We start from the raw sequence: 21,738 nt of genomic DNA on the forward strand, positions 1-21,738 counted from the left end.
CGCCCCGACCGGGGAGACCGTGCGGTCGAGGCGGTGGTCCCACCCCGTGTCGATCAGGACCCCAGCAATCGGAGGCTTCTTCCGCCGTGGCAACCTTCCTTCACCGTCTGGGCCGTCTGGCCTTCCGCCTGCGCTGGTTCGTCGCCCTGTTCTGGGTGGTCGTGCTGGGCGTCGTCGGCTTCGCCGCGTCCCAGGCACCCCCCGCGGCGGACGCCGGCTGGACGATGCCGGGCATCGAATCCCAAAGGGCCTCCGATCTGCTGGAGGAACGCTTCCCCGGCACCCTCGCCAACGGGGCGAAGGCCCAGATCCTGTTCGTCGCGCCGAGCGGCGAGAAGGTGACCGCCGCCGGGAACAAGGCCGTTGTCGAGGAACTCGTCCGCGAGGCGGCCCGCGGCGCACAGGTCGCCGGCGTCGTCGACCCGTTCCGGGTGCGCGCCGTCAGCGAGGACGAGTCCACGGCGTACACGACGGTCACCTTCACGGTGCGGGCCGACGACCTCACCGACGCCGGCCGCGAGCATCTGGCGCGCGCCGTCGACGCGAGCCCGCGACTCCGGTCTGACCGTCGAGGTCGGCGGGGACGCGCTCGTCACGACGGCGGACTCGGGGAGTTCGTCCGAGGCCGTGGGCACGGCCGTCGCCGCCGTCGTGCTGCTGATCACCTTCGGGTCGCTGACCGCGGCGGGGCTGCCGCTGCTCACCGCGCTCCTCGGCGTCGGGATCAGCGTCACCGCGATCGCGGCCCTGGCCGGCCCGTTCGGGCTCTCCTCCACCACCGGCACGCTCGCCACCATGCTCAGCCTGGCCTGCGGCATCGACTACGCCCTGTTCGTCGTCTCCCGCTACCGGGAGGAACGAGCCAGGGGACACGAGCCCCGCGAAGCGGCGGGCCTCGCCACCGGTACGGCCGGGTCGGCGGTCCTCTTCGCCGGTCTGACCGTCGTCATCGCACTGGCGGGACTGTCGGTGGTCGGCATCCCCATGCTGACCAGGATGGGCCTGGCCGCCGCCGGCGGGGTCCTCGTCGCCGTGCTGATCTGCCTCACCCTGATCCCGGCGCTGCTGGGCCTGTGGCCCGACGCCGTGCTCGCCCGAGGCGTGCGCAAGGACACCGAGCGGCAGCGGCGGCAGCGGCGGGAGCGGCACAACGGCGGCTCCCGCTGGGCGGGGTTCGTGGTGCGTCATCCGCTGCCGGTACTGGTCCTCGGCGTCGTCGGCCTCGTTGCCGTCGCGTTGCCCGTGGCGGATCTCCGGCTGGGCATGCCGGGTGACGAGGCGAAGCCCACGTCCACCACCGAGCGCCGCGCCCACGACGCCCTCGCCGCGGGCTTCGGCCCCGGGGCCGACGGACCGCTGACCATCGTCGTGGACGCCAAGGACGCGAAGTCGCCCGAGGCCGCCGTCGTCACCGTCGAGAAGAGCGTCGCCGCCGTCGACGGGATCGTCTCCGTCACGCCTGCCCGTTTCAACGAGGCGGGCGACACCGCGGTGTTCTCCGCGGTCACGGCCACGGGCCCGGCCGACGAGAGGACGCGGGACCTCGTCACGGGCATCCGCGACGCCCGTCCCGGGATCGAGGCGCGGACCGGCGGGGCGACCTTCGAGGTCACCGGCAAGACCGCGCTGAACATCGATCTCGCCGCGAAGGTCCGGGCGGCCCTCGTGCCCTACCTCGTCCTCGTGGTCGGTCTCGCGGTCGTCCTGCTGATGCTGGTCTTCCGCTCCTTCCTCGTCCCGGTCAAGGCGGCGGCCGGCTTCCTCCTGTCCGTCCTCGCCTCCCTCGGCGCGATCGTCCTGGTCTTTCAGCAGGGCCACGGCGCGAGCCTGCTGGGGATCGAGAGCGTCGGTCCGATCATGAGCATGATGCCCATCTTCCTGGTGGGCGTCGTCTTCGGCCTCGCCATGGACTACGAGGTGTTCCTGGTCTCCCGGGTGCGCGAGGCGTACATCCACGGTGACGCGCCCGGCCAGGCGGTGGTCTCCGGCTTCCGGCACAGTGCCAGGGTGGTGGTCGCGGCTGCGCTGATCATGGTGGCGGTCTTCTCCGGCTTCGTCGGCGCCGACGAACCGATGATCAAGGTGATCGGCTTCGGGCTGGCCACCGCCGTCGTCTTCGACGCGTTCGTCGTCCGGATGGCGCTCGTACCCGCCGTCCTGGCCCTCCTCGGTGACCGGGCGTGGCGTCTGCCGGGACGGCTGGACCGGCTGCTGCCCGACGTCGACGTCGAGGGCGAGAAGCTGAGCCGCACGGTCCCGGCCCCGGCCGGGCCGACGGAGCCCCGCCCCTCCCTCAGCCTCTAGCCGGCAGGACCCGCGCCGGTGGGGCCGACGGTCTCGGCGCCATCGGCGAACTCGTGGCCGGCCGGCCCCACGGGCGGCCCCGGCGGACGCGGCGCCGCGTCCGCCGGGGCCGCCTGGCCGGCCGCAGTCCCGGTGGCGGGCGGCCGTCGCCTCGACGGTGACGAGGGCCGTCGCCGCGCGCAGGCAGGCGGCCAGGATGCGTCCCGCCCCGAGGGGCGGTGCGGGCGTCGGTGCCGTCGCGGCTGCCGGGGTCACCGCCGCGCCCGTGCGGGCCGCCACCGCCTTCGCCACCACCGTGCCGGACCGCGCGCCCGCCACCAGTGCCACGCCCGCCGTTCTCACCGTGGCCGCACTCGCCCGGCCCGGCGCCTGAGACGGACTCGCGCCGAGTCCGGCGGTGGTGGTCCCACCCCGGCCCGACGGCGCCGGCGGGGACCCGCCCGGACCCGCCGGGAAGGCGTCAGAAGCCGCGCCAGACGTTGTCGAAGGCCGCGTCCTCGATGGCTCGGCGCTGCCGTACGGCCTCCAGTTCCATGACGGCGTCGTTGACCTCGGCCAGTACGATGACGACCTGGTCGTCGGCGAGTTCCTCGACCAGTTCGTCGGAGGGCTGTTCCCCGATGCCCGCGGCGGCGGCGAGGCCGGTCAGCACCGGGTCCCGGGACGTCCAGCGGTCCGCCGCCCGGCGACGGGCCGCCGAGTCGGCCACGGCCGGCGGGGTGTCGCGGAACCTCCGGTGGGCGTGGGGCCTGCTGATCACCCCCTCCGCCTCCAGGGCGGCGAGATACGCGGCCGACAGATCGCGGCCCCGGCGCCACAGCCAGTCCTCGACGGATTCGTAGGGCGGCTGCCGGACGAGCGAGGAGGCGGCCTCGCGCAGGAGAGGGTCGTCGACGCCGGGTGACAGGTCCGGCAGCACGCGGTCGCCGTCCAGGGTGACGGCCTCGGCGCCGACGAGGTCGATCAGCTCCGCTCCCGCGAGAGCGAGCGAGAGGTCGCCGCGCCCGACGGGAGGGGTGGACGGTGTGTCGATGGCGACGATCATCAGGTCTCGTGCCGTGGTCATGAGCGACTCCACGTCGAAGGGGGGCGATCCGCCGGTCGGCCCGATGCGTCCTGCACAACCCCCACATCGTACGACCGCCGCGCGACGCGAGCGCCCGGCGACGGCCGCGAGGCCCGCCACCTCCACCTGAGCGCGTCGCGCGCGTTTGTGATCACCCGGGTACGCCGCGGGGCCGGCCGTCGCTCCGGCCGGCCCCGTGACCCGTCCTCAGCGGCGGGCGCGTACCAGGAGGTAGAGGAAGTACGGCGTCCCGATGACGGCCGTCATCAGCCCCGCGCCGAGCTGGGCCGGGGCGATCACCGTGCGCCCGAGCAGATCGGCCGTGCAGACCAGCGCCGCGCCGAGCAGCAGCGCGACCGGCACCACCCGCACATGCCGCCGGCCCACCAGGGCACGGGCCGCGTGCGGCGCGACCAGGCCCACGAAGCCGATGGCGCCCGCGCAGGCCACGGCGGTGGCGCTGAGCACGACGCTCACCACCAGGAAGCCGAGCCGGCCCGGCCCGAGGTCGAGCCCCAGCAGCCGGGGCGTGTCCTCGTCCAGCGCGACCAGGTCCAGTTCGGTGCGCCGGGCGAACGCGACGCCGACGCCCAGCGTCAGCGCCAGGGCGAGCGGCACCACATCGGGCAGGGTCCGCCCGTACGTGGAGCCGGAGAGCCAGGTCAGCGCCTTGATCGCGTTGAACGGGTCGGTGAGCACGATCAGCAGACTGATCACCGCCGTGGTCGCGGCGGCCACGCCCACGCCCACCAGGACCAGCCGGTTCTGCCGGAAGCCGCCGCGCGCGGAGAGCCCGAAGACCACCACGGCCGTGACCGCCGCCCCCGCGAACGCCGCACCGGCCACGCCCCACGAACCGGCCGACGGCACGGTCGTCACGAGGACCACGGCGCCCAGCGCCGCCCCGCCCGAGACACCGAGCACGCCCGGCTCGGCGAGGGGGTTGCGGGTGACCGCCTGCACGAGGGTGCCGGCCAGCGCGAGGGCCGCGCCCGCGCACAGGGCGGCGAGCACCCGGGGCACCCGGGTGTCCAGGACGAAGGAGACGGTCCGTCCGGCCCGGCCCTGGGCCCAGTTGGCCACGTCGCCCAGGAGCAGCTTGCTGTCGCCCACCAGCACGGCGGCGACGACGAGGCCGGCCAGTACCGCGACGAGCGCGGCCACCGTGACGAGGAACGCCGTCCGGCCCGGGATGCGCAGCCGCTCCGGCGCACCGGAGGCCCCGGTGTCCCGCATCCGCAGCGCCATCACGACCAGGAACACCGCGCCGGCCAGGCTGGTGACGACGCCCGTGGGCACCGCCACCGCCCGGTCGCCGGAGACCAGCGCCCGCAGCAGCACGTCCGAGCCGAGCACCAGCGCGGCACCCGTCAGCCCGGCGGCGGGCATCGCCGTACGGGAGCGGGCGAAGCCGCGGAAGAGGCGGCCGAGCGGGCGGACCAGGGCCGGGGCGCACAGGCCGACGAAGCCGATCGGACCGGCCAGCGTGACCGCCGCGGCGGAGAGCAGCGCGGCCAGCACGACCACCGTGACGCGGGTGGCGCGCACCGGCACGCCCAGTCCGCGGGCGGCGTCGTCGCCGAGGGCCAGCGCGTCCACCCGGCGGGCGGCGAGGAGCAGTCCGGCGAGGCCCACCACCGCGACGGGCAGGATCTGGAGGACGCCGTCGAAGCCGTTCTGGGCGATGCTGCCCTGGTTCCAGGCGTAGAGGCCCTCGGTCCGCTCGGGGAAGAGCAGGATCAGCGCCTCGGTCATGGAGCCGAGGCCGAGGGCGAGCGCGGTGCCGGCGAGGACCAGGCGGACGGTGCCGGTGCCGAGGCCGGAGAGGCCGAGGACGACGGCCGCCGCGGCGAGCCCGCCGGCGAAGGCGACGCCGGAGGAGGCGAGCAGCGGCAGCGAGACGCCGGTGGTGGCGACCAGGCCGAGCGCCAGGTAGGAGCCGGCGTTGACGGCGAGGGTGTCGGGGGAGGCCAGCACGTTGCGGCTGACGGCCTGGAGGACCGAGCCGGCCGCGCCGAGGACGGCGCCGACCAGCAGCCCGGCGGTCATCCGGGGCAGCCGGGAGGCGATCACGACGGACGCGTCGGCCGGGTCGGCCCGGCCGGTCAGGGCCTTGGCGACCTCGGCGGGGCCGACGGCGGCGGTGCCCTGGGTGATGTCGACGACGGCGAGGACGGCGACGAGGAGGACGAGCCCGGCCGTCACCGTGGCCGCGCCCGACCGGGGTGTGGCCACCGGGGCACGGGTGGCGGGGGAGGGGGCGGTGACGGCCATGACCTCGCTACTTCGTCAGCGCGGCGACGATCGCGTCGACGTACGCCTGCATCGAGCCGGGTCCGCCGAACATCCAGATGCCGTCGGGCAGCCGGTGCACGTCGCCCTTCTTCACGAACGGCAGGGAGGTCCACACCGAGTTCTTGGCGAGTGCGCCGGTGAACGGGTTGCTGCTCTTGTCGCCGTCGCTGCCGATGTAGGCGAACCGCACGTCGGCGGGGAGGGAGGTGAGGCCCTCGACGTCGGTGGAGCCGAGGCCGTAGCTCTCGTCGCCCTCGACCTTCCAGGCGTTCTCCAGGCCGAGCCTCTCGTTGACGGCGCCGATGAGCGAGGTGGAGGTGTACGGGCGCAGGGAGACCTGGTTGGAGGCCACGTAGCCGTCGGCGAAGGCGATCCGCGTGCCGTCCAGACCGGCGTCGGCGAGGGCCTCGCGGCCCTCCTCCAGCTTGGCGTCGAAGTCCGAGCGGAGCGTCTTCGCCCGGTCGGTGGTGCCGGTGGCCTCGGCGATCAGGTCGATGTTCTCCAGCATCTGCCCGATCTGGTCGGAGCCCTTGGCGGAGGTCACCTCCAGCACCGGGGCGACCTCGCGCATCTGCTTGACGGCGGCGGGCGGCAGGTCGGTGGTGGCGACGATGAGGTCGGGGGAGAGCGAGGCGATGGTGTCCATGCTCGGCTCGCCGCGGGTGCCGATGTCCTTCGGCTCGTTCTTCAGCGGGACCGAGGTGTCCCAGGTCTTGTAGCCCTTCACGTCGGCGACGCCGACGGGGTCGATGCCGAGGGAGACGAGGGACTCGACGACGTTCCACTCGGTGGCGATCACCTTGGTGGCCGCCTTGTCGAGCTTGACCTCCTTGCCGGTGCCGTCCTTCAGCGTGATGCCCTCGGAGGGCTTCGCGGCCGGGTCGGCGGCGGGTTCGGTGGTGCCGCAGGCGGAGAGGGTGAGCGCGGCGGCGGCCACGGAGGCGGCGGTGAACAGGAGGCGTCTCATGAGGGGATGCCGAGCCTTTCGGTGCGTATGTGGTGTCGGCCGATCGGGCGGGTGCGCAGCCGGCCGGTGAGGGGGTCGGTGTCGACGTCGATCCGGATGCCGTAGACCGCGGTCAGCCGTTCCGGGGTGAGCACGTCCTCGGGGCGGCCGTCGGCGACGACGCGGCCCGCCTCCAGGAGCGTGATCCGGTCGGCCACGGCCGCCGCCTGGTCGAGGTCGTGCAGGACCACGCCGACGGCGATCCGGTGGTCGTCCGCCAGGTCGCGGACGAGGTCGAGGAGTTCGATCTGGTAGCGCAGGTCGAGGTAGGTCGTCGGCTCGTCCAGGAGGAGGACGCCGGTCTCCTGCGCGAGGCAGCCGGCGAGCCACACCCGCTGGAGCTGGCCGCCGGAGAGGTGGTCGGCGCCGCGGTCGGCGAGGGCCTCGACCCCGGTGAGGGCGAGGGCGCGGTCGACCGCCGCCGGACCGTCCGGATCGGGCCGGCCCCACCGTCCGCGGTAGGGGTAGCGGCCGAACTCGACGAGCTCGCGGACGGTCAGCCCGCCCGGCGTGGGGCGGCTCTGGGTCAGCAGCGCCACGTGCCGTGCGAACTCACGGGCCGTCAGCGCCATCGCGTCGGTGCCCTCGTCGAGGGTGACCGTTGCCGCGCGGGGCCGCTGGAGCCGGGCGATGGTCCGGAGCAGGGTCGATTTTCCGCTGCCGTTCGGGCCGACCAGGGCGGTCACTTCGCCGGGGCGGAGCCTGACCGCGGCCTCGTGCACCACGTCGGTGCCGTCGTAGGCGACGGTGACGCCCGTGGCCGACAGCTCATGGCCCACCAGGCGTGGGGTCCCGGCGGCTTTTTCACCAGATTTCACGGAGGGAAGGCTAGCCTAACCTAACTGTTTTCGGTCAGCCGGGGGCTCCTCCGACCGGGCCCGGAACCGCTGTCCGAGGCCGGGTGAGACTCAACTCGCCTGCCAGGACCGGGGCTTCCACAGTCCCGCGCGGTTCAGCGACGCCGGGCAGTGCAGGTAGACCTCGTCGATCTCCAGCAGCAGCGCCAGCTCCGGACGCCGCCCCTCACGCGTCATCGTGTCGAAGAAGGGCGCGTCCTTGAGGATGCGGGCCCGCCCGTTGACCCGCAGCACCTCCTTGCTCCCCGGGATCAGGTAGAGCAGGCCGGCGTGCGGATTGGCCAGGATGTTGTGGAAGCTGTCGCCGCGCCGGTTGCCCGGCCGGTCCGGCAGCGCGAGGGTGCCCGGGTCGAGGACGTGGGTGAAACCCGGCCCGTCACCGCGCGGCGAGACGTCGCAGTTGCCGTCCGCGTCCGAGGTGGCCAGCAGGCAGAAGGGCGAGCGGGCCAGGATGTCCAGATCCTGCCCGGTCAGCCGGTCGTGCACCTTCTCGATCACCAACGGCCACGGCTCGCCCAGCAGTTCGCGCAACTCCTCGCGCGAGCCCAGCTCCACCCAGCCCTCCCGGGCGGCACCGGCCGCCACGTCGGCCGTCTCGATCGTGTGCGGCAAGGCCGGCCCCCTGTGGTGTTGCGTGCGACGGGTGGTTGTGTTCAGGACATCAGCAGATGTTAGGTTCACCTTACCTATGTGGCCGGAAGGGGTACCCTCCGGCCGCGAGGGGACCCCCCCCGTACACCTCCTCACGGCACCTCCTGAAGGACCGCAGATGCGCCCCGCCCCCCACTCCGGACAACCGCGCCCGCCCCGACGCGCGGTCCGCCGGTGAACGCCACCGCCCCGGCCCGCCCCGCCGAGGACCGGGACCGGGCGGGCGCCGGACGGCGCCGCACCCGCGTCACCCTCACCGCCGGGCTCCTCGGGCTCGGCGTGCTGCTGCTCGCGGCCACCGCCCTCAGCCTCGCCGTCGGCTCCGGCGACGTCCCGCTCCGCGACGTCGTCCAGGGCGTCGTCGACCCGGACCGCTCCGTGCGCGCGCAACTCGTCGTCCAGGAGGTGCGCGTCCCCCGCACCCTCGCCGGACTCCTGGCCGGCGTCGCCCTCGGCCTGGCCGGCACCGTCATGCAGGGCGTCACCCGCAACCCGCTCGCCGACCCCGGCCTGCTCGGCATCAACGCGGGCGCCGCCGTCACCGTCGTCTTCGCCATGAGCGTGCTCTCCCTGACCGAGCCCGAGCAGTACATCTGGTTCGGCTTCCTCGGCGCCTGCCTCGCCGCCGCCCTGGTCTACGGCGTCGCGGGCATCGGCCGCGAGGGCGCCACGCCCGTCAAGCTGGCCCTCGCCGGAGCCGCCGTCAGCGCCCTGCTCATCTCCGTCTCCGACGCCATGCTGCTGACCGACAGCCACACCTACGACCAGTTCCGCTTCTGGCAGGTCGGCGCCCTGGACGGCCGCGGCCTCGACGTCCTCCTCCAGGCACTGCCCTTCGTCCTCGTCGGCTCGCTCCTCGCGCTCGGCCTCGGCCCGCGCCTCAACGGCCTCGCCCTCGGCGACGACATCGCCCGCGCCCTCGGACAGCGGGTCGCCGCCGCCCGGCTCACCGGCGGCGTGAGCGTCGTCCTGCTCTGCGGCGCGGCCACCGCCGTCGCCGGGCCCATCGGCTTCGTCGGCCTCGCCGTCCCGCACGCCGTCCGCATGATCACCGGCCCCGACCACCGCTGGGTACTGCCCTACAGCGCCCTCGCCGCCCCCGCCCTGCTGCTCCTCGCCGACGTCCTCGGCCGCGTGGTGGCCCGGCCCGGCGAGGTCCAGGTCGGCGTCGTCACCGCCGCCGTGGGCTGCGTGCCCTTCATTCTCCTGGTCCGCAGCCGGGGAAAGGCGGCCCTGTGAACCCGGCCGTCACCGACGCCGCCGCCCGCGTCGGCCGCCTCCAGCGCGCCCGCCGCGCCCGGTTCGCCGCCGTCAGCGCCGCCCTGGGCCTCGTCGCGCTCGGCGCCCTGCTCCTCTCCCTCACCGTCGGCGACATCGACGTACCCCTCGCCGACGTGTGGGCCGTGCTCACCGGCGGCGGCGACCCGGCGAGCCGCTTCGTCGTCCACGAACTGCGGCTGCCCCGCGCCCTGCTCGCCCTCGTCGTCGGCGCCTGCTTCGGGATGTCCGGGGCCGTCTTCCAGTCGCTGCTGCGCAACCCCCTCGCCAGCCCCGACGTGATCGGCGTCAGCGCCGGCGCCAGCGCCGCCGCCGTCCTGTCCTCGATGGCCTTCGGACTGAGCGGCCTCGCCCTGTCCGGCGGGGCCCTGGCCGGAGCCCTCCTCGCCGGCACCCTCATCTACCTGCTGGCCTGGCGCGGCGGCGTCAGCGGCGGCCGGTTCGTGCTCATCGGCATCGGCGTCGGCACCGGGCTCATCAGCCTGCGCTCCTACCTGATGACCCGCGCCGAGGTCACCGAGGCCCACAACGCCTTCCTCTGGCTGACCGGCAGCCTCAACGGCCGCTCCTGGTCCCAGCTCTGGCCGCTGCTCGGCTGCGCCGTCCTGCTCGTGCCGCTCACCCTGGCCGCCTCCCGGGGCCTCGCCGCGCTCCAGCTCGGCGACGAGGCGGCCGGCGGACTCGGCGTCCGCGTCGAACGGGGCCGTCTCGCCCTGCTGGCCTGCGCCACCGGCCTGGTGGGCGTGGCGACGGCCGCCGCGGGCCCCGTCGGCTTCGTCGCCCTGGTCAGCGCGCCGATCGCCCGCCGCCTGCTGCCGGGCCAGGGCGCCGCCCTCCTGCCGTCCGCGCTGACCGGGGCCGCGCTGGTCGGCGCCGCCGACTTCGCCGCCCAGCACGCCCTGCCCGCCACCCAGCTCCCGGTGGGCGTGGTGACCAGCGTGGTCGGGGCGCCGTACCTGCTGTGGCTGCTCGCGCGCGCCAACCGTGTGGGCCGGGGCGGCTGACGTGACCCGACCGACGCGCCCCCCTCACGACCCCCGCAAGGAGACCTCGGTGACCACGGCGACCTCCCCGCACACCCTGAGCGCCCGCGGTCTGGGGCTCGGCTACGGAGACCGGCAGATCGTCTCGCAGCTCGACGTCGACCTGCCGCCGGGCCGCTTCACCGTGGTCGTCGGCCCCAACGCCTGCGGCAAGTCGACGCTGCTGCGCGCCATGGCGCGGCTGCTGACCCCGACCGCCGGCACCGTCCTCCTGGACGGCCGGGACATCCACACCACCTCGACCCGGCAGGTCGCCGCCTGCCTCGGCATGCTGCCGCAGACCCCGGTCGCCCCGGACGCCATCACCGTCGCCGACCTCGTCGGCCGGGGCCGCTACCCGCACCAGGGATGGTTCCGCCGCTGGACCGCCGCCGACAGCGAGGGCGTCGCCGCGGCCATGCTCGCCACCGACGTCCTCGACCTCGCCGACCGGTCCGTCGACGAGCTCTCCGGCGGCCAGCGCCAGCGCGTGTGGATCGCCATGGCCCTCGCCCAGGAGACCGACATCCTCCTGCTGGACGAGCCCACCACCTACCTCGACATCAGCCACCAGCTCGACGTGCTGGACCTGCTGACCGACCTCAACCGGGACCGCGGCGTCACCCTCGCCGTCGTCCTGCACGACCTCAACCTGGCCTGCCGCTACGCCGACCACCTGATCGCCATGAAAGACGGCCGGGTGGTCGCCGAGGGCGCCCCCCGCGACGTCGTGACCGAGTCCCTGGTGGGCGAGGTGTTCGGGCTGCGCTCGACGGTGATCCCGGACCCCGCGTCCGGCACACCGATGATCGTCCCCCTCGGCCGCCACCACGTCCCCTCCGCCACCTCCTGACGAGACCTGACGAGAAAAGAGTCACCATGTCCCCGCTCCCCGTCGCCGGAACCGGCCGCCTCAGGCGCCTGTGGGTGTCCGGCCTGGCCGTCACCCTCTTCGGTGCCCTCACCGCCTGCGGTTTCTCCGCGGACTCCGGCTCCGACGCCGGCTCCGACGACGCCCCGGCGTCCTCCGGTGCCTTCCCGGCCAAGGTGGACACCAAGTTCGGCACCGTCACCGTCCCGTCCGAGCCCAAGCGGGTCGTCGCCCTCGGCTGGGGTGACGCCGAGACCGCCCTCGCCCTCGGCGTGCAGCCGGTCGGCCAGAGCGACTGGCTCGCCTTCGGCGGCGACGGCGTCGGCCCCTGGGCCAAGGGCCTCTACACCAAGAGCCCGGAGAAGATCGGCACCCTGGAGCCCGAGTACGAGAAGATCGCCGGGCTCAAGCCCGACCTGATCCTCGACGTGAACTCCAGCGGCGACCAGACCCGCTACGACACCCTCAGCAAGATCGCGCCGACCCTGGGCGTGCCCAAGGGCGGCGACCAGTACAAGATCTCCTGGCAGCAGCAGACCACGATGATCTCGACCGCGCTCGGCCTCGCCGACAAGGGCGAGAAGCTCATCGCGGACACCAAGGAGAAGTTCACCGCCGCCGCCGGGGAGCACCCCGAGTTCAAGGACAAGACCGTCACGGTCGGCTCCCGCACCTCCGCCGGCTGGGGCGCGTACGTCAAGGGCACGGCCCGGATCGACTTCGTCGAGGCGCTCGGCTTCCGCAACAACCCGAAGGTCGACGCCGAGGCCGGCGCGGACTTCTTCATCCAGGTCTCGGAGGAGAACCTCCAGATGCTGGAGGCCGACCTGCTCGTCATGGCGCCCATCGGCATCGACGCGGCCAAGATCTCCTCCGACCCGCTCTACGAGTCGCTGCCCGCGGTGAAGAAGGGCCGCTCGATCGTCTTCGACGACCAGGACATCAGCCAGGCGTTCGCCACCAACTCCGTGCTCTCCGTCGGGTACGCCCTGGAGAAGGTGGTTCCGCTCTTCGCGGACGCCCTGAAGTAAGGGGTGACGCCCCTGAAGTGAGGGGTGACGCCCTGGCGTGAGACGACGTGAGGGGGCCGGCGCCGCGATCCGCGGTGCCGGCCCCCTCACGCGTGTCCGCGGGAGCGGTCCCGGTCAGGGGATGCGGGCCACGCCCGCGTAGATCCCGCTCTCCTCCGGCTCCGGGCGCTCCTGGCCCTCGCCGTACCACTCGGTGGCGGTGACCAGGCCCGGCGGCACCAGTTCCAGTCCGTCGTAGAAGCGGGTCACCTCGGCGCGGTCGCGGAAGCCGAGGCGGATGCCGCCCTTGGCGTACTGCGCGATGACCTGCTCGGACAGCTCCGGGAAGAGGTCGATCGAGGCGTGCGAGAGGATCAGGTAGCTGCCCGAGGGCAGGGCGGAGACCAGGCCGCGGACGATGCCGTGGGCGTCCTGCTCGTCCGTGATGAAGTGCATCAGGGCGATCAGCGACAGGGCGATCGGCCGGTCGAAGTCCAGCACCTGCCGGGCGTGCCGCACTATCTCGTCCGGCTCGCGCACATCGGCCTGGATGTAGTCGGTGGCGCCCTCGGGGCAGCTCACCAGCAGGGCCTCGGCATGCCGCAGCACGATGGGGTCGTTGTCGGCGTAGACGACCCGTGCGGTCGGCAGGGTGCGCTGCACGATCTGGTGGAGGTTCGGCTCGGTGGGGATGCCCGTGCCGATGTCCAGGAACTGGTCGACGCCCTGGGAGGCGAGGTAGGCCACCGCGCGGTTCATGAACGCGCGGTTCTGCCGCGCCGCGTCCCGCGCCTCGGGCGGCAGCGTCTCGCCGACGGCCTCGTCGACGGGGTAGTTGTCCTTGCCGCCCAGCAGCCAGTCGTAGACGCGCGCGGGGTGGGCCCGGCTGGTGTCGATGTGAGGAGGCTGGGAATGGTCCGTCGTCATGGGCAGACTCCGTCGTCCGGGAGGCGTGGCATCGCCGCACTTTTCGATCATCGTACTGCCCCGGCGCGGGTTTCATGTACGGGTTGCGCGGCCCGAGTTGCGCGCCGTCCGCGGTGCTCGGCCGCTGCCTCAGCCACCTTCCTCACCTGCGTCTTCGTGCCTGTGGTGGTGCGGGCGCCAGTGGTGCTCGCCGAACCAGTGGCCCACCATCGCGCCGCCGAAGACGACGAAGCCGACCCCGATGAGCCAGGACTCCACCACGAGCACGATGCCGACCGTCCCGTAGCTGATCGCGTTGTCCAGAATCAGGGAGGTGAAGACGAGGTAGGAGAAGCCGCGCAGCCCGATCAGGCCCACCATCGTGGCGAGCGCCCCCGGCAGGAGCGCGCGCCAGCGGACCTGGCTGCCCAGCAGGAAGTGCTGCCCCCACCAGAAGAACAGGATGCCGGTCGCGGTGGACAGCGCAATCCGCGCCGACCCGTGCAGCGTCGTGCGCGTCTGCACCTCCTGGTACAGGTACGCGGTCAGCAGCACCACCCACGTCATCTGCCGCCAGACCCGGTGCCAGGGCCCGGAGGGCAGCCCCCAGATCCGTTCGTAGCCGTTCTGCACGCTCGCGGCGAACGAGACACCGAAGACGCCGAGCGCGATACCGCCCCACACGCTGGTGGTGCCGACCACCTCGGTCGGCGGGCTGATGATGTCGGTGAGCACCCGCGCCGAGCGGCCGGACAGCCCCATGCCGTCGGCCAGCCACGAGGCGAAGCCGCCGCGGCCCAGCGGGTCGGCGGCGGCCACCACGATCAGCAGCGGGGCCAGGGTGACCAGGGCCAGCGTGGCGAACCCCATGGCCCGGTGCATCAGCTCCAGGTCCCGGCCCTGGCGCACCAGGTGGGACGCGGCCAGCCGGACCCACAGGCGGTGGAACGGGCGCCCTAACCGGTTCACGGGGTGCTCCTCGGGAGGGGTCCCTTCGAGGACTCGCGGACGCGGCACGGGAGGACCCGCCGCTCACCGCCCGGTCCGTGTCGGTGGCGGTGCCACTCTCGCCGTCTACCCGGCCGGCCCCCGCGTCACCCGCCGCGCCCGGCAGATGCGCGCCCGCGGCGGTACGCGATGACACCGCCGGGTGAGTCCCTGTTGCGCGCCCGGCCCGGGTGGGGTCCGGTCACGGGCTCACGGGTCGGTGCGCTGCTGCTCCTCCCGCATCCGCTCGTTGTGCCAGGCGATGGCACGGCGGATCTGTGGCTCGTGCAGCCCGGTGCGGCAGGCGAGCTGGTCCATGGAGAGGGCGGGCGGTCCCGTGGTCAGGGCCCGGGTCAGCTTGGCCGCCCACAGCTCCTCCTCGACGAAGGGCCGGCGCAGGTACTCCTGCTTGACCGTGTCGAAGTGCTCGTCGCAGCAGGCGGTGACGAGCCGCAGCCCGTCGAACCACTCGCTGCCGGAGTCCGCGGCGGAGGAGTCCGGTACGTAGCCGCGCAGGGACTCGTGCTCGGGGAAGACCCGGGCACACAGGTCGCACAGTTCCATCCGGACCGGCTTCGCGGCCCGCCGTCCGTTCTTGCGCTTCCGCTTCCACATAGCGCCTCCCGGAGTCACCAGAGCATGTCGACGCCGGTGTGCCGGATCGGGTCCGACGTCCCGATTGCCGGAGTTGCCCGATACGGGAGTGGCAAACGCGACGTGAGGGCCGCCCTGGACGGCGGGGGACGCCGGGGGGACGGCGGGGGACGGCCCTCACGGTGGGAAACCGGCCGGTCAGCCCAGGGTGACCGGCAGCTCGAAGAGGTCGTTCTGCGTGACCACCGGCTTGTTGCGCAGCTCCGACACCGGCACCGCCAGGTCGAGCCGCGGATGACGGGCGTAGAGCGCGGGCAGCGCCACCCCCGCCTCCAGACGCGACAGGGCGGCCCCGGGGCACACGTGCGGACCGTGACCGAAGGAGATGTGCCGGTTCTCCGAGGTACGGGTGACGTCGAAGACGCCCGCGGTCGGCCCGTGCGCCCGCTCGTCCCGCCCCAGCGCCCCGTACGACACGATCAGCGCGTCCCCGGCCGGGATCACCCGGTCGCCGACCGGGACGTCCTCGGCCGCGAACCGGATCAGCACGTGGGAGGTGGGCGTCGAGTACCGCAGCGTCTCCTCGATCACCGCCGACCACTCCACCTCCCCCGAGAGCACCAGCTCCCGCTGCCCGGGGTGGGCGGAGAGGTTGACGACCGAGTTGACGATCAGCGAGATCGTCGTCTCGTGGCCCGCCGCCACCATGAGCTGGAGCGTGGAGACGATCTCCTCGTCGCTGAGGTGGTCACCGTTCTCCGAGGCCAGGATGAGCGCGCTGGTCAGATCGTCGCCGGGCGCCGCCCGCTTGGCCGCGACCGTCTCCCGCATGATCCCGGCCAGCTCGGTCAGGGTGGCGACGACCTCCTCGGGCGGCGTCTGCGTCGAGAAGAACTTCTCGAACAGCACCTTCAGCCGGGGCAGCCGCTCCTCCTCGATGCCCATCAGATCGGCGACGACGTACATCGGCAGCGGGTACGCGAAGGCCGCCTTGAGGTCGACGACGCCCTCGGCGGGCAGATCGTCCAGGAGCCGGTCGGTCAGCTCGGTGATCCGCTTGCGCAGGTGCTCCACGCGCCGCGCGGTGAGCGCCTGGGCGACCAGCGTGCGCAGCCGCCGGTGCTCGGCGCCGTCCACGGTGAGCATCGACCGGCCGGGGTTGGCCAGCCCGATCAGCGGCCAGTCGGGGGCGATCTCGCCGCGCTGCCAGGCGCCCCACACGGAGATGTCCTTCACCAGGCGCGGATCGGTCAGCAGCGCCTTGGCCTCCGCGTGGTGGGTGACGGCCCAGACGGGCACGCCGCCCGGCAGCTCCACGGCGGCGAGGGGTCCCGCCGCGCGCAGCCGGGCGCTCTCGCCGTCCAGGTCGGTGACGAACGGGTCCAGCGCGATCCTGGCCTCTTCGGTGCCGGTGGTCATGGTGACGTGCCTCCCAGGGCAGTGGTCGGGGTGAACCGCACGGGCAACTCGGTCAGCCCCCGCAGCCACGGCGAGGGACGACGGGTGAGGGAGCCGGCGGGCACGGCGAGGTCGATGTCCGGCAGCCGGTCGAGGACGACCTCGATGCCGGTCCGCGCGATCACCTCGGCGATCTCCTGCGCGGGGAAGGGACAGCGGTGCTCGCCGTGGCCGAAGGAGAAGTGCGCGTTGTTGCCGCCGGTGAGCGCGGAGCCGTCGGTGCGCACCAGCGGGTCGGAGTTGGCGCCCTGGAGACCGAGCAGAACGAGGTCGCCGGAGCGGATGCGCCGCCCGCCGAGCTGGGTGTCGCGGGAGGCCCAGCGGCCGGCCACGTTCTGCGTGGGGGTGTCCTCCCACAGCACCTCGTTCATGGCCTCCGCGACGCTGTTGCGCCCGCCGAACAGGGACGCCGCGAACCGGTCGTCGGTCAGCATCAGCCGCAGCGAGTTGCCGATCCAGTCCGCGGTCGGCTGGTGACCCGCCGCCATCATCACCATCAGGTCCTGGGCGATCTCCTCCTCGCTGAAACCGCTGTCGTCGGCGAGCATCCGGGAGGCGACGTCGTCGGCCGGACCGGCCCGGCGGTCGGCGAGCAGCCGGGCCATCGACGTCGCCAGGTGCGCCTGGCCCGCCAGCGCCCGCTCCCGGCCGTCGATCATGTCGTTGAGGGCGGTGACCAGCGCCGGGCCCTGCTCGTCGGAGAAGCCGTACAGCCGGGCCAGCACCCGCACCGGCAGCAGCATCGCGTACTCGCCGACGAGGTCCGCCTCCCCCTTGGCGCAGAGCCGGTCGACCAGCTCGTCGGCGAACCGCTCGGCGTGGGCGCGCAGCAGGTGCGGGTCGACCGCCTCCAGCGCGTCGCTGACCATGGCGGCGCGCAGCCGGTGCCGCTCGCCGACCGTGTAGAGGATCGACGGCTGCCTGCGGCCGATCATCGGCAGCAGCGGCCAGTCCTCGGGGATGTTCTCCCACTGGTTCCACAGGTCGGAGTCCCGGCTGAAGAGGACCGGGTCCCCGGTGACCTGGTGCAGCTCCCGGTAACCCAGCACCAGCCAGGCCGGTACGCCGCCGTCCAGCACCACCGGGGTGACGGCGCCGTGCTCGCGCCGCATCCGCCGGTACAGGCCGGCGGGGTCGGTCTGGAAGAGGGGACCGCCCAGCGGTACGGCGTCGGTGGCGTCGGCGCTCACACCAGCTCCTGACGGGAGCCGGCGGCCTGGGCCGCGTAGTGCCCGCGCACGTGCTCCACCAGCGCGATCAGCACCTGCTTGCAGGACTCGCGGGAGCGCGCGTCGCAGTCGACCAGCGGCACCCTGGGATCGAGGTCGAGGGCCTCGCGCACCGCGTCCGGGGAGTGCCGGGGTCCGCCGAAGTCGTTGCAGGCCACGATGAACGGCGTGCCGTGGTGCTCCAGACGGTCGATCGCGTACCAGGAGTCGTCGATGCGGCGGGTGTCGACGAGGACCACCGCGCCGAGCGTCCCGGAGAAGAGCCGGTCCCACAGGAACCAGAACCGCTCCTGGCCGGGCGCCCCGAACAGGTAGAGCACGTTGTGCGCGTCGAGGCTGATGCGGCCGAAGTCGAAGGCGACGGTCGTCGTGGACTTGCCGCGCACCGCGCTGGTGTCGTCGACGGCCGCGCCGGCCTGCGTCATCGTCTCCTCGGTGTTGAGGGGGCGGATCTCGCTCACCGAGCGGACCATGGTCGTCTTGCCGACACCGAAACCGCCCACGACCACGATCTTCAGGCCGTTGTCGGCGGACGCACCCAGGGGGATACGGGGGTCAGAGGTTGCGGAGTCCAACGAGCACCTGCTCCAGGATGTCGGGGTCGGGAACGGCGGCCAGGCGCGGGTGACGCGCGCTCACGCGGCCCGCCGCGTGGAGGTCGGCGAGCAGGACCCGGGTGATGCCCACCGGCAGCCGCAGTTCGGCGGCGATCTCCACCACGGCGGCGGGCGCGCGGGTCATCCGCAGGATCGCCACGTGCTCCGACTGCATGCCGGGGGTCGGCTCGCACTCGGCGACGACGAGGGTGACCAGGTCGAAAGGGTTGTCCGGGCCGGACCGGCTGCGCCCCTGCGTCAGGGTGTACAGCCGGTCGGGCGCGTCGTCGCGGCCGGGGCGGCTCATGCGGTGCGGGGCGGCGCGGTGAGGTGCTCGCCGAGCTGTTCCACCAGTTCGCTCATGTTGTGCCCGACGAGTCCGGCGTCGGCGTCCTCGGAGGTGACGACGGCCAGATGCGCGCCCTCGCCGGCCTCCACGATGAAGAGGATGCCGCCGTAGAACTCGGTCATCGCCGAACGGACCCCGCCGCTGCCGTCGCCGAACTCCACGGACGCGCCGTGGGAGAGCGACTGGATGCCGGCGGCGATCGCGGCGAGCTGGTCGGCCTGGTCGACGGTCAGCTCCGGGGTGCGGCACAGTTTGAGGCCGTCCCGGGAGAGCACGAGCGCGTGCCGCGCGTCCGGTGTGCGCTCCAGGAGGCCCTCGATGAGCCAGGTGAGCTTCTCGTCGGCGGTGGTCTGGCCGGTCATGAAGTGGTGTCGCCTTCCGGGTGCGCGTGAGTGGGGGAGGGATCGTCGGGGTGTGTCCCGTCCGGCGGGGCCGTGACCCGCTCCGCGCCCGGGGAGGTGTCCCGTGCGGCGGAGCCGTGGCCGGCGGACCGGACGGCCTGGCGGAAACTGCTGAAGCGGGCCACGCGGGCCTTCGCGTCGCCCTCGGCGGGCGGTGCGGCGGGTGGCGCCGCGGCGCGGGCGGCGCGGGTCCGTTCGGCCGCGGCGAGGGTCCGGCCGCGGCGGCGCCGGGGGAGTCCGGGCGGCTCGGTGCCGTCGGCCGCGGTGGACGCGGGGGCGGTCGCGGCCGAGGGGGCCGCCGTGTCCGCTGTGTTCGTGGTGTCCGCCGTGTCCGCCGTGTTGGTCGTGCGGTCCGTGCCGGGGGCGGAGGTACGGCGGGGCTGGTCGTCGGGGTGCGGCCGGGCGCCCTTGCCGGGGCGGGGGTCCTCATGGTGTGGGGCGGCCTGCGGGCGGGCCGGGGCCTCCGGGCTCTTCCGGGCGGCCGGGACGGCGGTGGCCGGGGGAGCGGCGGGAGGGGCGACGGGCTCGGCGGTCGCGCCGGTGCGGTCGGTGCCGTCGGCGCGGCCGGTCCGGGCGGGCTCGGTGCCTTGGTCGCGGGCGGTTGCGCCGGGCGTCTCGGCCGTCTCGGCGCTCGGGCCGGCGGGTGCGGGGGCCGTCAGGGAACCGGCCGTGGAACCGGCCGTGGACGTGGAGCCGGCGGTGGGTACGGGGGTGGTCTGGGAGCCGGCCGTGGATACGGGGGTGGACCGGGAGCCGGCCGTGGATACGGGGGTGGAGCCGGACGCGGACCCGGTGGTGGACGGGGTGCCGGACCCGGTCGCGGAGCCCGTGCCGGTCGCGCCGGCCAGGATGTCCTGCGGGATGAGCACCAGCACGCCCGTACCGCCGCGCGCCGACGGCCGGAAGGACACCCGGAGCCCGTACTTGACGGACAGCCGGCCCACCACGGCCAGCCCGAGCCGGGTGCCGGTGAGGCCGCCGAGCCCGGCGGAGTCGCCGGACACCGCCCGCTCCGCCCGGCGCAACTGCACGTCGCCCATGACCAGTCCGCTGTCCTCGACGGACACGATGACCCCGGACGGCACCTCCTCCACGTACACGTGGACCTCGGCGGACGGCGGGGAGAAGGTGGCCGCGTTGTCCAGGATCTCGGCGAGCGCGTGCATGACGCCCTCGGCCGCGTGCCCCGCGACCGCGCTGTCGCTGACCGAGTGCACCCGCACCCGCCGGTAACCGGCGATGCGCCCCATGGCCCCGCGCAGGATCGACTCCATGGCGATCGGCCGGGCCCAGCGGCGGCCGGAGCGGGCCCCGGTGAGCACGGCGACGGAGTCGGCGATCCGGCCCGCCTGCGCGGTGCGGTGGTCGAGGTGGAGCAGGTCGGCGAGGACGTCCTCGTCGCTGTGCCGCTCCTCCATGGCCCGCAGGTCGGCGAGCATGCCGGTGGCCAGCGCCTGCATGCGGCCGGCCGCGTTGGCGGTCGCGGAGAGGGCGGCGGCGCGCTCGGAGGCGGCCAGGTCGAGCCGGGCCCGCAGCCGGGCGGTCTCCTCGGTGAGCCGGGCGACCTCCCGGTCCCAGCGCTCGGCCAGCCGGGTCCGCTCCCGCTCCGCCTCCTCGGCGGCACGCTCCGTCGCGCGCCCGTGCTCGGCGAGGAGGTCCTCGCGTTCGCGGGCCGCCTCCGCGCGCAGACGCTCCTGCCCGGCGCCCATCTCCCCGGCCAGCCGGGCCAGTTCCGCGTCGAGCCGCTCCGCCTCGGCGCGGGCGGCCTCCAGCGCCCGGCGGGCGGTCCGCGCCGTCCGCAGCGCGTGGACGGCCACGGTGAGCGCGGCGCACAGGAGGATCGCGCCCGCACTCCCGCCCAGGGCGAGGGGGACGCGCACCGAGGGCGGGGCGGCGGCGACGGCACCGCCGACGGCCAGCCCCGGCACCACCGCGCACGGCAGCGCGACGGCGGCGAGGGTACGGAGGGCGGGTCGGTCGCCGGGAGGGGCGGGCGCGGTCATCAATCGGGTCCTCGCCAGGCCGCGGGAGCGGCCCTCGTCTCGTCCTTGGGGGCGCGAAATGGGTAGCGCTCGATCACGTGGCGCTCAACTGGCGATCACTATAGGCGAGTTGGCGATCCATGTGAGAAGTGGCCCAGTGTATTTTCCGATCGGCCGTCACCTTCGTCCCGCACGGCGGGTGCCGGGCCGGGGCGGGGCGGGCCCCCGCACCGTATCTTGTTTCACACTACATCTAAATGCATAATATGCTTATGGATGGGCGCGAGCAGGAGACCCCCGAGCAGCCGGGGGACCCCGGGAAACCGGAGGACTTCGAGCAGCCGGGCGACTTCGGGAAGCCGGGGGAGCCGGAGAAGTCCGCGGAGCCGGAGAAGTCCGCGGGGCCGGAGAAGTCCGCGGGGCCGCGGGTCCCGCCGGAGGAACTGATCGTCGCCGCGGAGCAGATGCTCCGGTACGTCCGGCACAGCGCCCGGACCGGCGGTCTGAGCACCGCCGCCTCCTCGGCGCTGGCCCGGCTGAGCCGCGAGGGCCCGCGACGGCTGACCGGACTCGCCCGCGCCGAGGGCGTCTCCCAGCCGGGCATGACCCAGCTCGTCACCCGCCTGGAGCGCGCGGGCCTGGTCCGCCGCACCGCCGCCGCGGGCGACGGCCGGGGTGTCCTCGTCGAGCTGACCGGCACCGGTCTGGAGGTCCTGGAAAGCCGCCGCGCCGAACGCGCCCGAGCCCTCCAGCACCTCGTCGACCGGCTGACCGAGCCGGAGCGGCAGGCCGTCGAGACCGCGCTGCTCGCCCTGGCCCGCGTGATCGAGAGCCGGCCCGGCGGCCTGTGACCGCGCCGGCCGCACCCGCCCGCCC

Annotated in this window: 20 protein-coding genes and 1 pseudogene; 7 read left to right on the plus strand and 14 right to left on the minus strand. The window is 74.2% G+C overall.

Annotated elements, in window-relative coordinates; translation table 11 throughout:
* Nucleotides 1-86: 86 nt before the first annotated feature.
* Together J5Y05_RS10850 and J5Y05_RS10855 are read left to right on the plus strand one after the other, a co-directional pair.
* Nucleotides 87-2,304 (plus strand): annotated as a pseudogene (locus J5Y05_RS10850) (MMPL family transporter).
* Between the two features lie 196 nt (nt 2,305-2,500).
* The gene (locus J5Y05_RS10855; RefSeq protein ID WP_210870931.1) at nt 2,501-2,677 is read left to right on the plus strand and encodes a hypothetical protein; all 177 of its coding nucleotides are present in this window, start codon (nt 2,501-2,503) and stop codon (nt 2,675-2,677) included.
* A gap of 87 nt (nt 2,678-2,764) precedes the next feature.
* Here J5Y05_RS10855 and J5Y05_RS10860 read toward each other — a convergent pair whose 3' ends face one another.
* The 5 genes from J5Y05_RS10860 to J5Y05_RS10880 form a co-directional block, all read right to left on the minus strand.
* Nucleotides 2,765-3,370, minus strand: a complete 606-nt coding sequence (locus tag J5Y05_RS10860; RefSeq protein ID WP_210870934.1) for a GOLPH3/VPS74 family protein — start codon at nt 3,368-3,370, stop codon at nt 2,765-2,767.
* Nucleotides 3,371-3,577: 207 nt separating this feature from the next.
* Entirely contained in the window at nt 3,578-5,644 is a 2,067-nt protein-coding gene (locus tag J5Y05_RS10865) for an iron ABC transporter permease (RefSeq protein ID WP_210870937.1), read from the minus strand.
* 7 nt (nt 5,645-5,651) lie between these two features.
* On the minus strand, nt 5,652-6,632 hold the full coding sequence (locus tag J5Y05_RS10870; protein WP_210870941.1) for an ABC transporter substrate-binding protein: 981 nt from the start codon (nt 6,630-6,632) through the stop codon (nt 5,652-5,654).
* Nucleotides 6,629-7,489 (minus strand): ABC transporter ATP-binding protein, encoded by an 861-nt coding sequence (locus tag J5Y05_RS10875; protein WP_210870944.1) that lies wholly within the window; start codon nt 7,487-7,489, stop codon nt 6,629-6,631. The genes J5Y05_RS10870 and J5Y05_RS10875 overlap by 4 nt, the downstream gene beginning before the upstream one ends.
* Before the next feature lie 90 nt (nt 7,490-7,579).
* On the minus strand, nt 7,580-8,140 hold the full coding sequence (locus J5Y05_RS10880) for an MSMEG_1061 family FMN-dependent PPOX-type flavoprotein (protein WP_210870946.1): 561 nt from the start codon (nt 8,138-8,140) through the stop codon (nt 7,580-7,582).
* 213 nt (nt 8,141-8,353) lie between these two features.
* Here J5Y05_RS10880 and J5Y05_RS10885 point away from each other — a divergent pair, with 213 nt between their 5' ends.
* From J5Y05_RS10885 to J5Y05_RS10900, 4 genes are all read left to right on the plus strand, one after another.
* Entirely contained in the window at nt 8,354-9,418 is a 1,065-nt protein-coding gene (locus J5Y05_RS10885; protein ID WP_210870949.1) for a FecCD family ABC transporter permease, read from the plus strand.
* 83 nt (nt 9,419-9,501) lie between these two features.
* The gene (locus tag J5Y05_RS10890; protein WP_247614557.1) at nt 9,502-10,461 is read left to right on the plus strand and encodes a FecCD family ABC transporter permease; all 960 of its coding nucleotides are present in this window, start codon (nt 9,502-9,504) and stop codon (nt 10,459-10,461) included.
* 49 nt (nt 10,462-10,510) lie between these two features.
* The gene (locus tag J5Y05_RS10895) at nt 10,511-11,332 is read left to right on the plus strand and encodes an ABC transporter ATP-binding protein (RefSeq protein WP_210870952.1); all 822 of its coding nucleotides are present in this window, start codon (nt 10,511-10,513) and stop codon (nt 11,330-11,332) included.
* Nucleotides 11,333-11,358: 26 nt separating this feature from the next.
* Nucleotides 11,359-12,381 (plus strand): iron-siderophore ABC transporter substrate-binding protein, encoded by a 1,023-nt coding sequence (locus tag J5Y05_RS10900; protein ID WP_210870954.1) that lies wholly within the window; start codon nt 11,359-11,361, stop codon nt 12,379-12,381.
* A 114-nt stretch (nt 12,382-12,495) separates the two neighbouring features.
* On the opposite strand, the gene J5Y05_RS10905 is transcribed toward J5Y05_RS10900, so the two are convergent.
* The 9 genes from J5Y05_RS10905 to J5Y05_RS10945 form a co-directional block, all read right to left on the minus strand.
* Nucleotides 12,496-13,287, minus strand: coding sequence for an SAM-dependent methyltransferase (locus J5Y05_RS10905; protein WP_210870956.1), 792 nt, complete (start codon nt 13,285-13,287; stop codon nt 12,496-12,498).
* Between the two features lie 129 nt (nt 13,288-13,416).
* Nucleotides 13,417-14,235 carry a YhjD/YihY/BrkB family envelope integrity protein gene (locus tag J5Y05_RS10910; protein WP_210870958.1) on the minus strand — a complete coding sequence of 273 codons (819 nt, stop codon included), beginning with the start codon at nt 14,233-14,235 and terminating at the stop codon, nt 13,417-13,419.
* 228 nt (nt 14,236-14,463) lie between these two features.
* Nucleotides 14,464-14,868, minus strand: coding sequence for a hypothetical protein (locus J5Y05_RS10915; RefSeq protein WP_030419299.1), 405 nt, complete (start codon nt 14,866-14,868; stop codon nt 14,464-14,466).
* Nucleotides 14,869-15,045: 177 nt separating this feature from the next.
* On the minus strand, nt 15,046-16,266 hold the full coding sequence (locus J5Y05_RS10920; protein WP_210870960.1) for a cytochrome P450 family protein: 1,221 nt from the start codon (nt 16,264-16,266) through the stop codon (nt 15,046-15,048).
* On the minus strand, nt 16,263-17,495 hold the full coding sequence (locus tag J5Y05_RS10925) for a cytochrome P450 (protein ID WP_210870963.1): 1,233 nt from the start codon (nt 17,493-17,495) through the stop codon (nt 16,263-16,265). Before J5Y05_RS10925 ends, J5Y05_RS10920 begins: the two co-directional genes overlap by 4 nt.
* On the minus strand, nt 17,492-18,109 hold the full coding sequence (locus J5Y05_RS10930) for a GTP-binding protein (protein WP_210870965.1): 618 nt from the start codon (nt 18,107-18,109) through the stop codon (nt 17,492-17,494). Before J5Y05_RS10930 ends, J5Y05_RS10925 begins: the two co-directional genes overlap by 4 nt.
* Entirely contained in the window at nt 18,090-18,437 is a 348-nt protein-coding gene (locus tag J5Y05_RS10935; RefSeq protein ID WP_210870967.1) for a DUF742 domain-containing protein, read from the minus strand. Before J5Y05_RS10935 ends, J5Y05_RS10930 begins: the two co-directional genes overlap by 20 nt.
* Nucleotides 18,434-18,841 (minus strand): roadblock/LC7 domain-containing protein, encoded by a 408-nt coding sequence (locus J5Y05_RS10940; protein WP_210870969.1) that lies wholly within the window; start codon nt 18,839-18,841, stop codon nt 18,434-18,436. Before J5Y05_RS10940 ends, J5Y05_RS10935 begins: the two co-directional genes overlap by 4 nt.
* Nucleotides 18,838-20,883, minus strand: coding sequence for a sensor histidine kinase (locus J5Y05_RS10945; RefSeq protein ID WP_210870971.1), 2,046 nt, complete (start codon nt 20,881-20,883; stop codon nt 18,838-18,840). The genes J5Y05_RS10940 and J5Y05_RS10945 overlap by 4 nt, the downstream gene beginning before the upstream one ends.
* 443 nt (nt 20,884-21,326) lie before the next feature.
* On the opposite strand from J5Y05_RS10945, the gene J5Y05_RS10950 reads away from it, so the two are divergent.
* Nucleotides 21,327-21,713 carry a MarR family winged helix-turn-helix transcriptional regulator gene (locus J5Y05_RS10950; RefSeq protein ID WP_210871445.1) on the plus strand — a complete coding sequence of 129 codons (387 nt, stop codon included), beginning with the start codon at nt 21,327-21,329 and terminating at the stop codon, nt 21,711-21,713.
* Nucleotides 21,714-21,738 lie beyond the last annotated feature (25 nt).

This window comes from Streptomyces tagetis, assembly GCF_018069565.1.
Taxonomy (GTDB): Bacteria; Actinomycetota; Actinomycetes; order Streptomycetales; family Streptomycetaceae; genus Streptomyces; species Streptomyces tagetis.

What these genes read in the sequence shown, in the direction of transcription:
- J5Y05_RS10855 (WP_210870931.1), top strand. Translation starts at nt 2,501, where the DNA reads ATGCGTCCCGCCCCGAGGGGCGGTGCGGGCGTCGGTGCCGTCGCGGCT.
- J5Y05_RS10860 (WP_210870934.1), bottom strand. Translation starts at nt 3,370, where the DNA reads ATGACCACGGCACGAGACCTGATGATCGTCGCCATCGACACACCGTCC.
- J5Y05_RS10865 (WP_210870937.1), bottom strand. Translation starts at nt 5,644, where the DNA reads ATGGCCGTCACCGCCCCCTCCCCCGCCACCCGTGCCCCGGTGGCCACA.
- J5Y05_RS10870 (WP_210870941.1), bottom strand. Translation starts at nt 6,632, where the DNA reads ATGAGACGCCTCCTGTTCACCGCCGCCTCCGTGGCCGCCGCCGCGCTC.
- J5Y05_RS10900 (WP_210870954.1), top strand. Translation starts at nt 11,359, where the DNA reads ATGTCCCCGCTCCCCGTCGCCGGAACCGGCCGCCTCAGGCGCCTGTGG.
- J5Y05_RS10905 (WP_210870956.1), bottom strand. Translation starts at nt 13,287, where the DNA reads ATGACGACGGACCATTCCCAGCCTCCTCACATCGACACCAGCCGGGCC.
- J5Y05_RS10915 (WP_030419299.1), bottom strand. Translation starts at nt 14,868, where the DNA reads ATGTGGAAGCGGAAGCGCAAGAACGGACGGCGGGCCGCGAAGCCGGTC.
- J5Y05_RS10920 (WP_210870960.1), bottom strand. Translation starts at nt 16,266, where the DNA reads ATGACCACCGGCACCGAAGAGGCCAGGATCGCGCTGGACCCGTTCGTC.
- J5Y05_RS10935 (WP_210870967.1), bottom strand. Translation starts at nt 18,437, where the DNA reads ATGAGCCGCCCCGGCCGCGACGACGCGCCCGACCGGCTGTACACCCTG.
- J5Y05_RS10940 (WP_210870969.1), bottom strand. Translation starts at nt 18,841, where the DNA reads ATGACCGGCCAGACCACCGCCGACGAGAAGCTCACCTGGCTCATCGAG.
- J5Y05_RS10945 (WP_210870971.1), bottom strand. Translation starts at nt 20,883, where the DNA reads ATGACCGCGCCCGCCCCTCCCGGCGACCGACCCGCCCTCCGTACCCTC.
- J5Y05_RS10950 (WP_210871445.1), top strand. Translation starts at nt 21,327, where the DNA reads ATGCTCCGGTACGTCCGGCACAGCGCCCGGACCGGCGGTCTGAGCACC.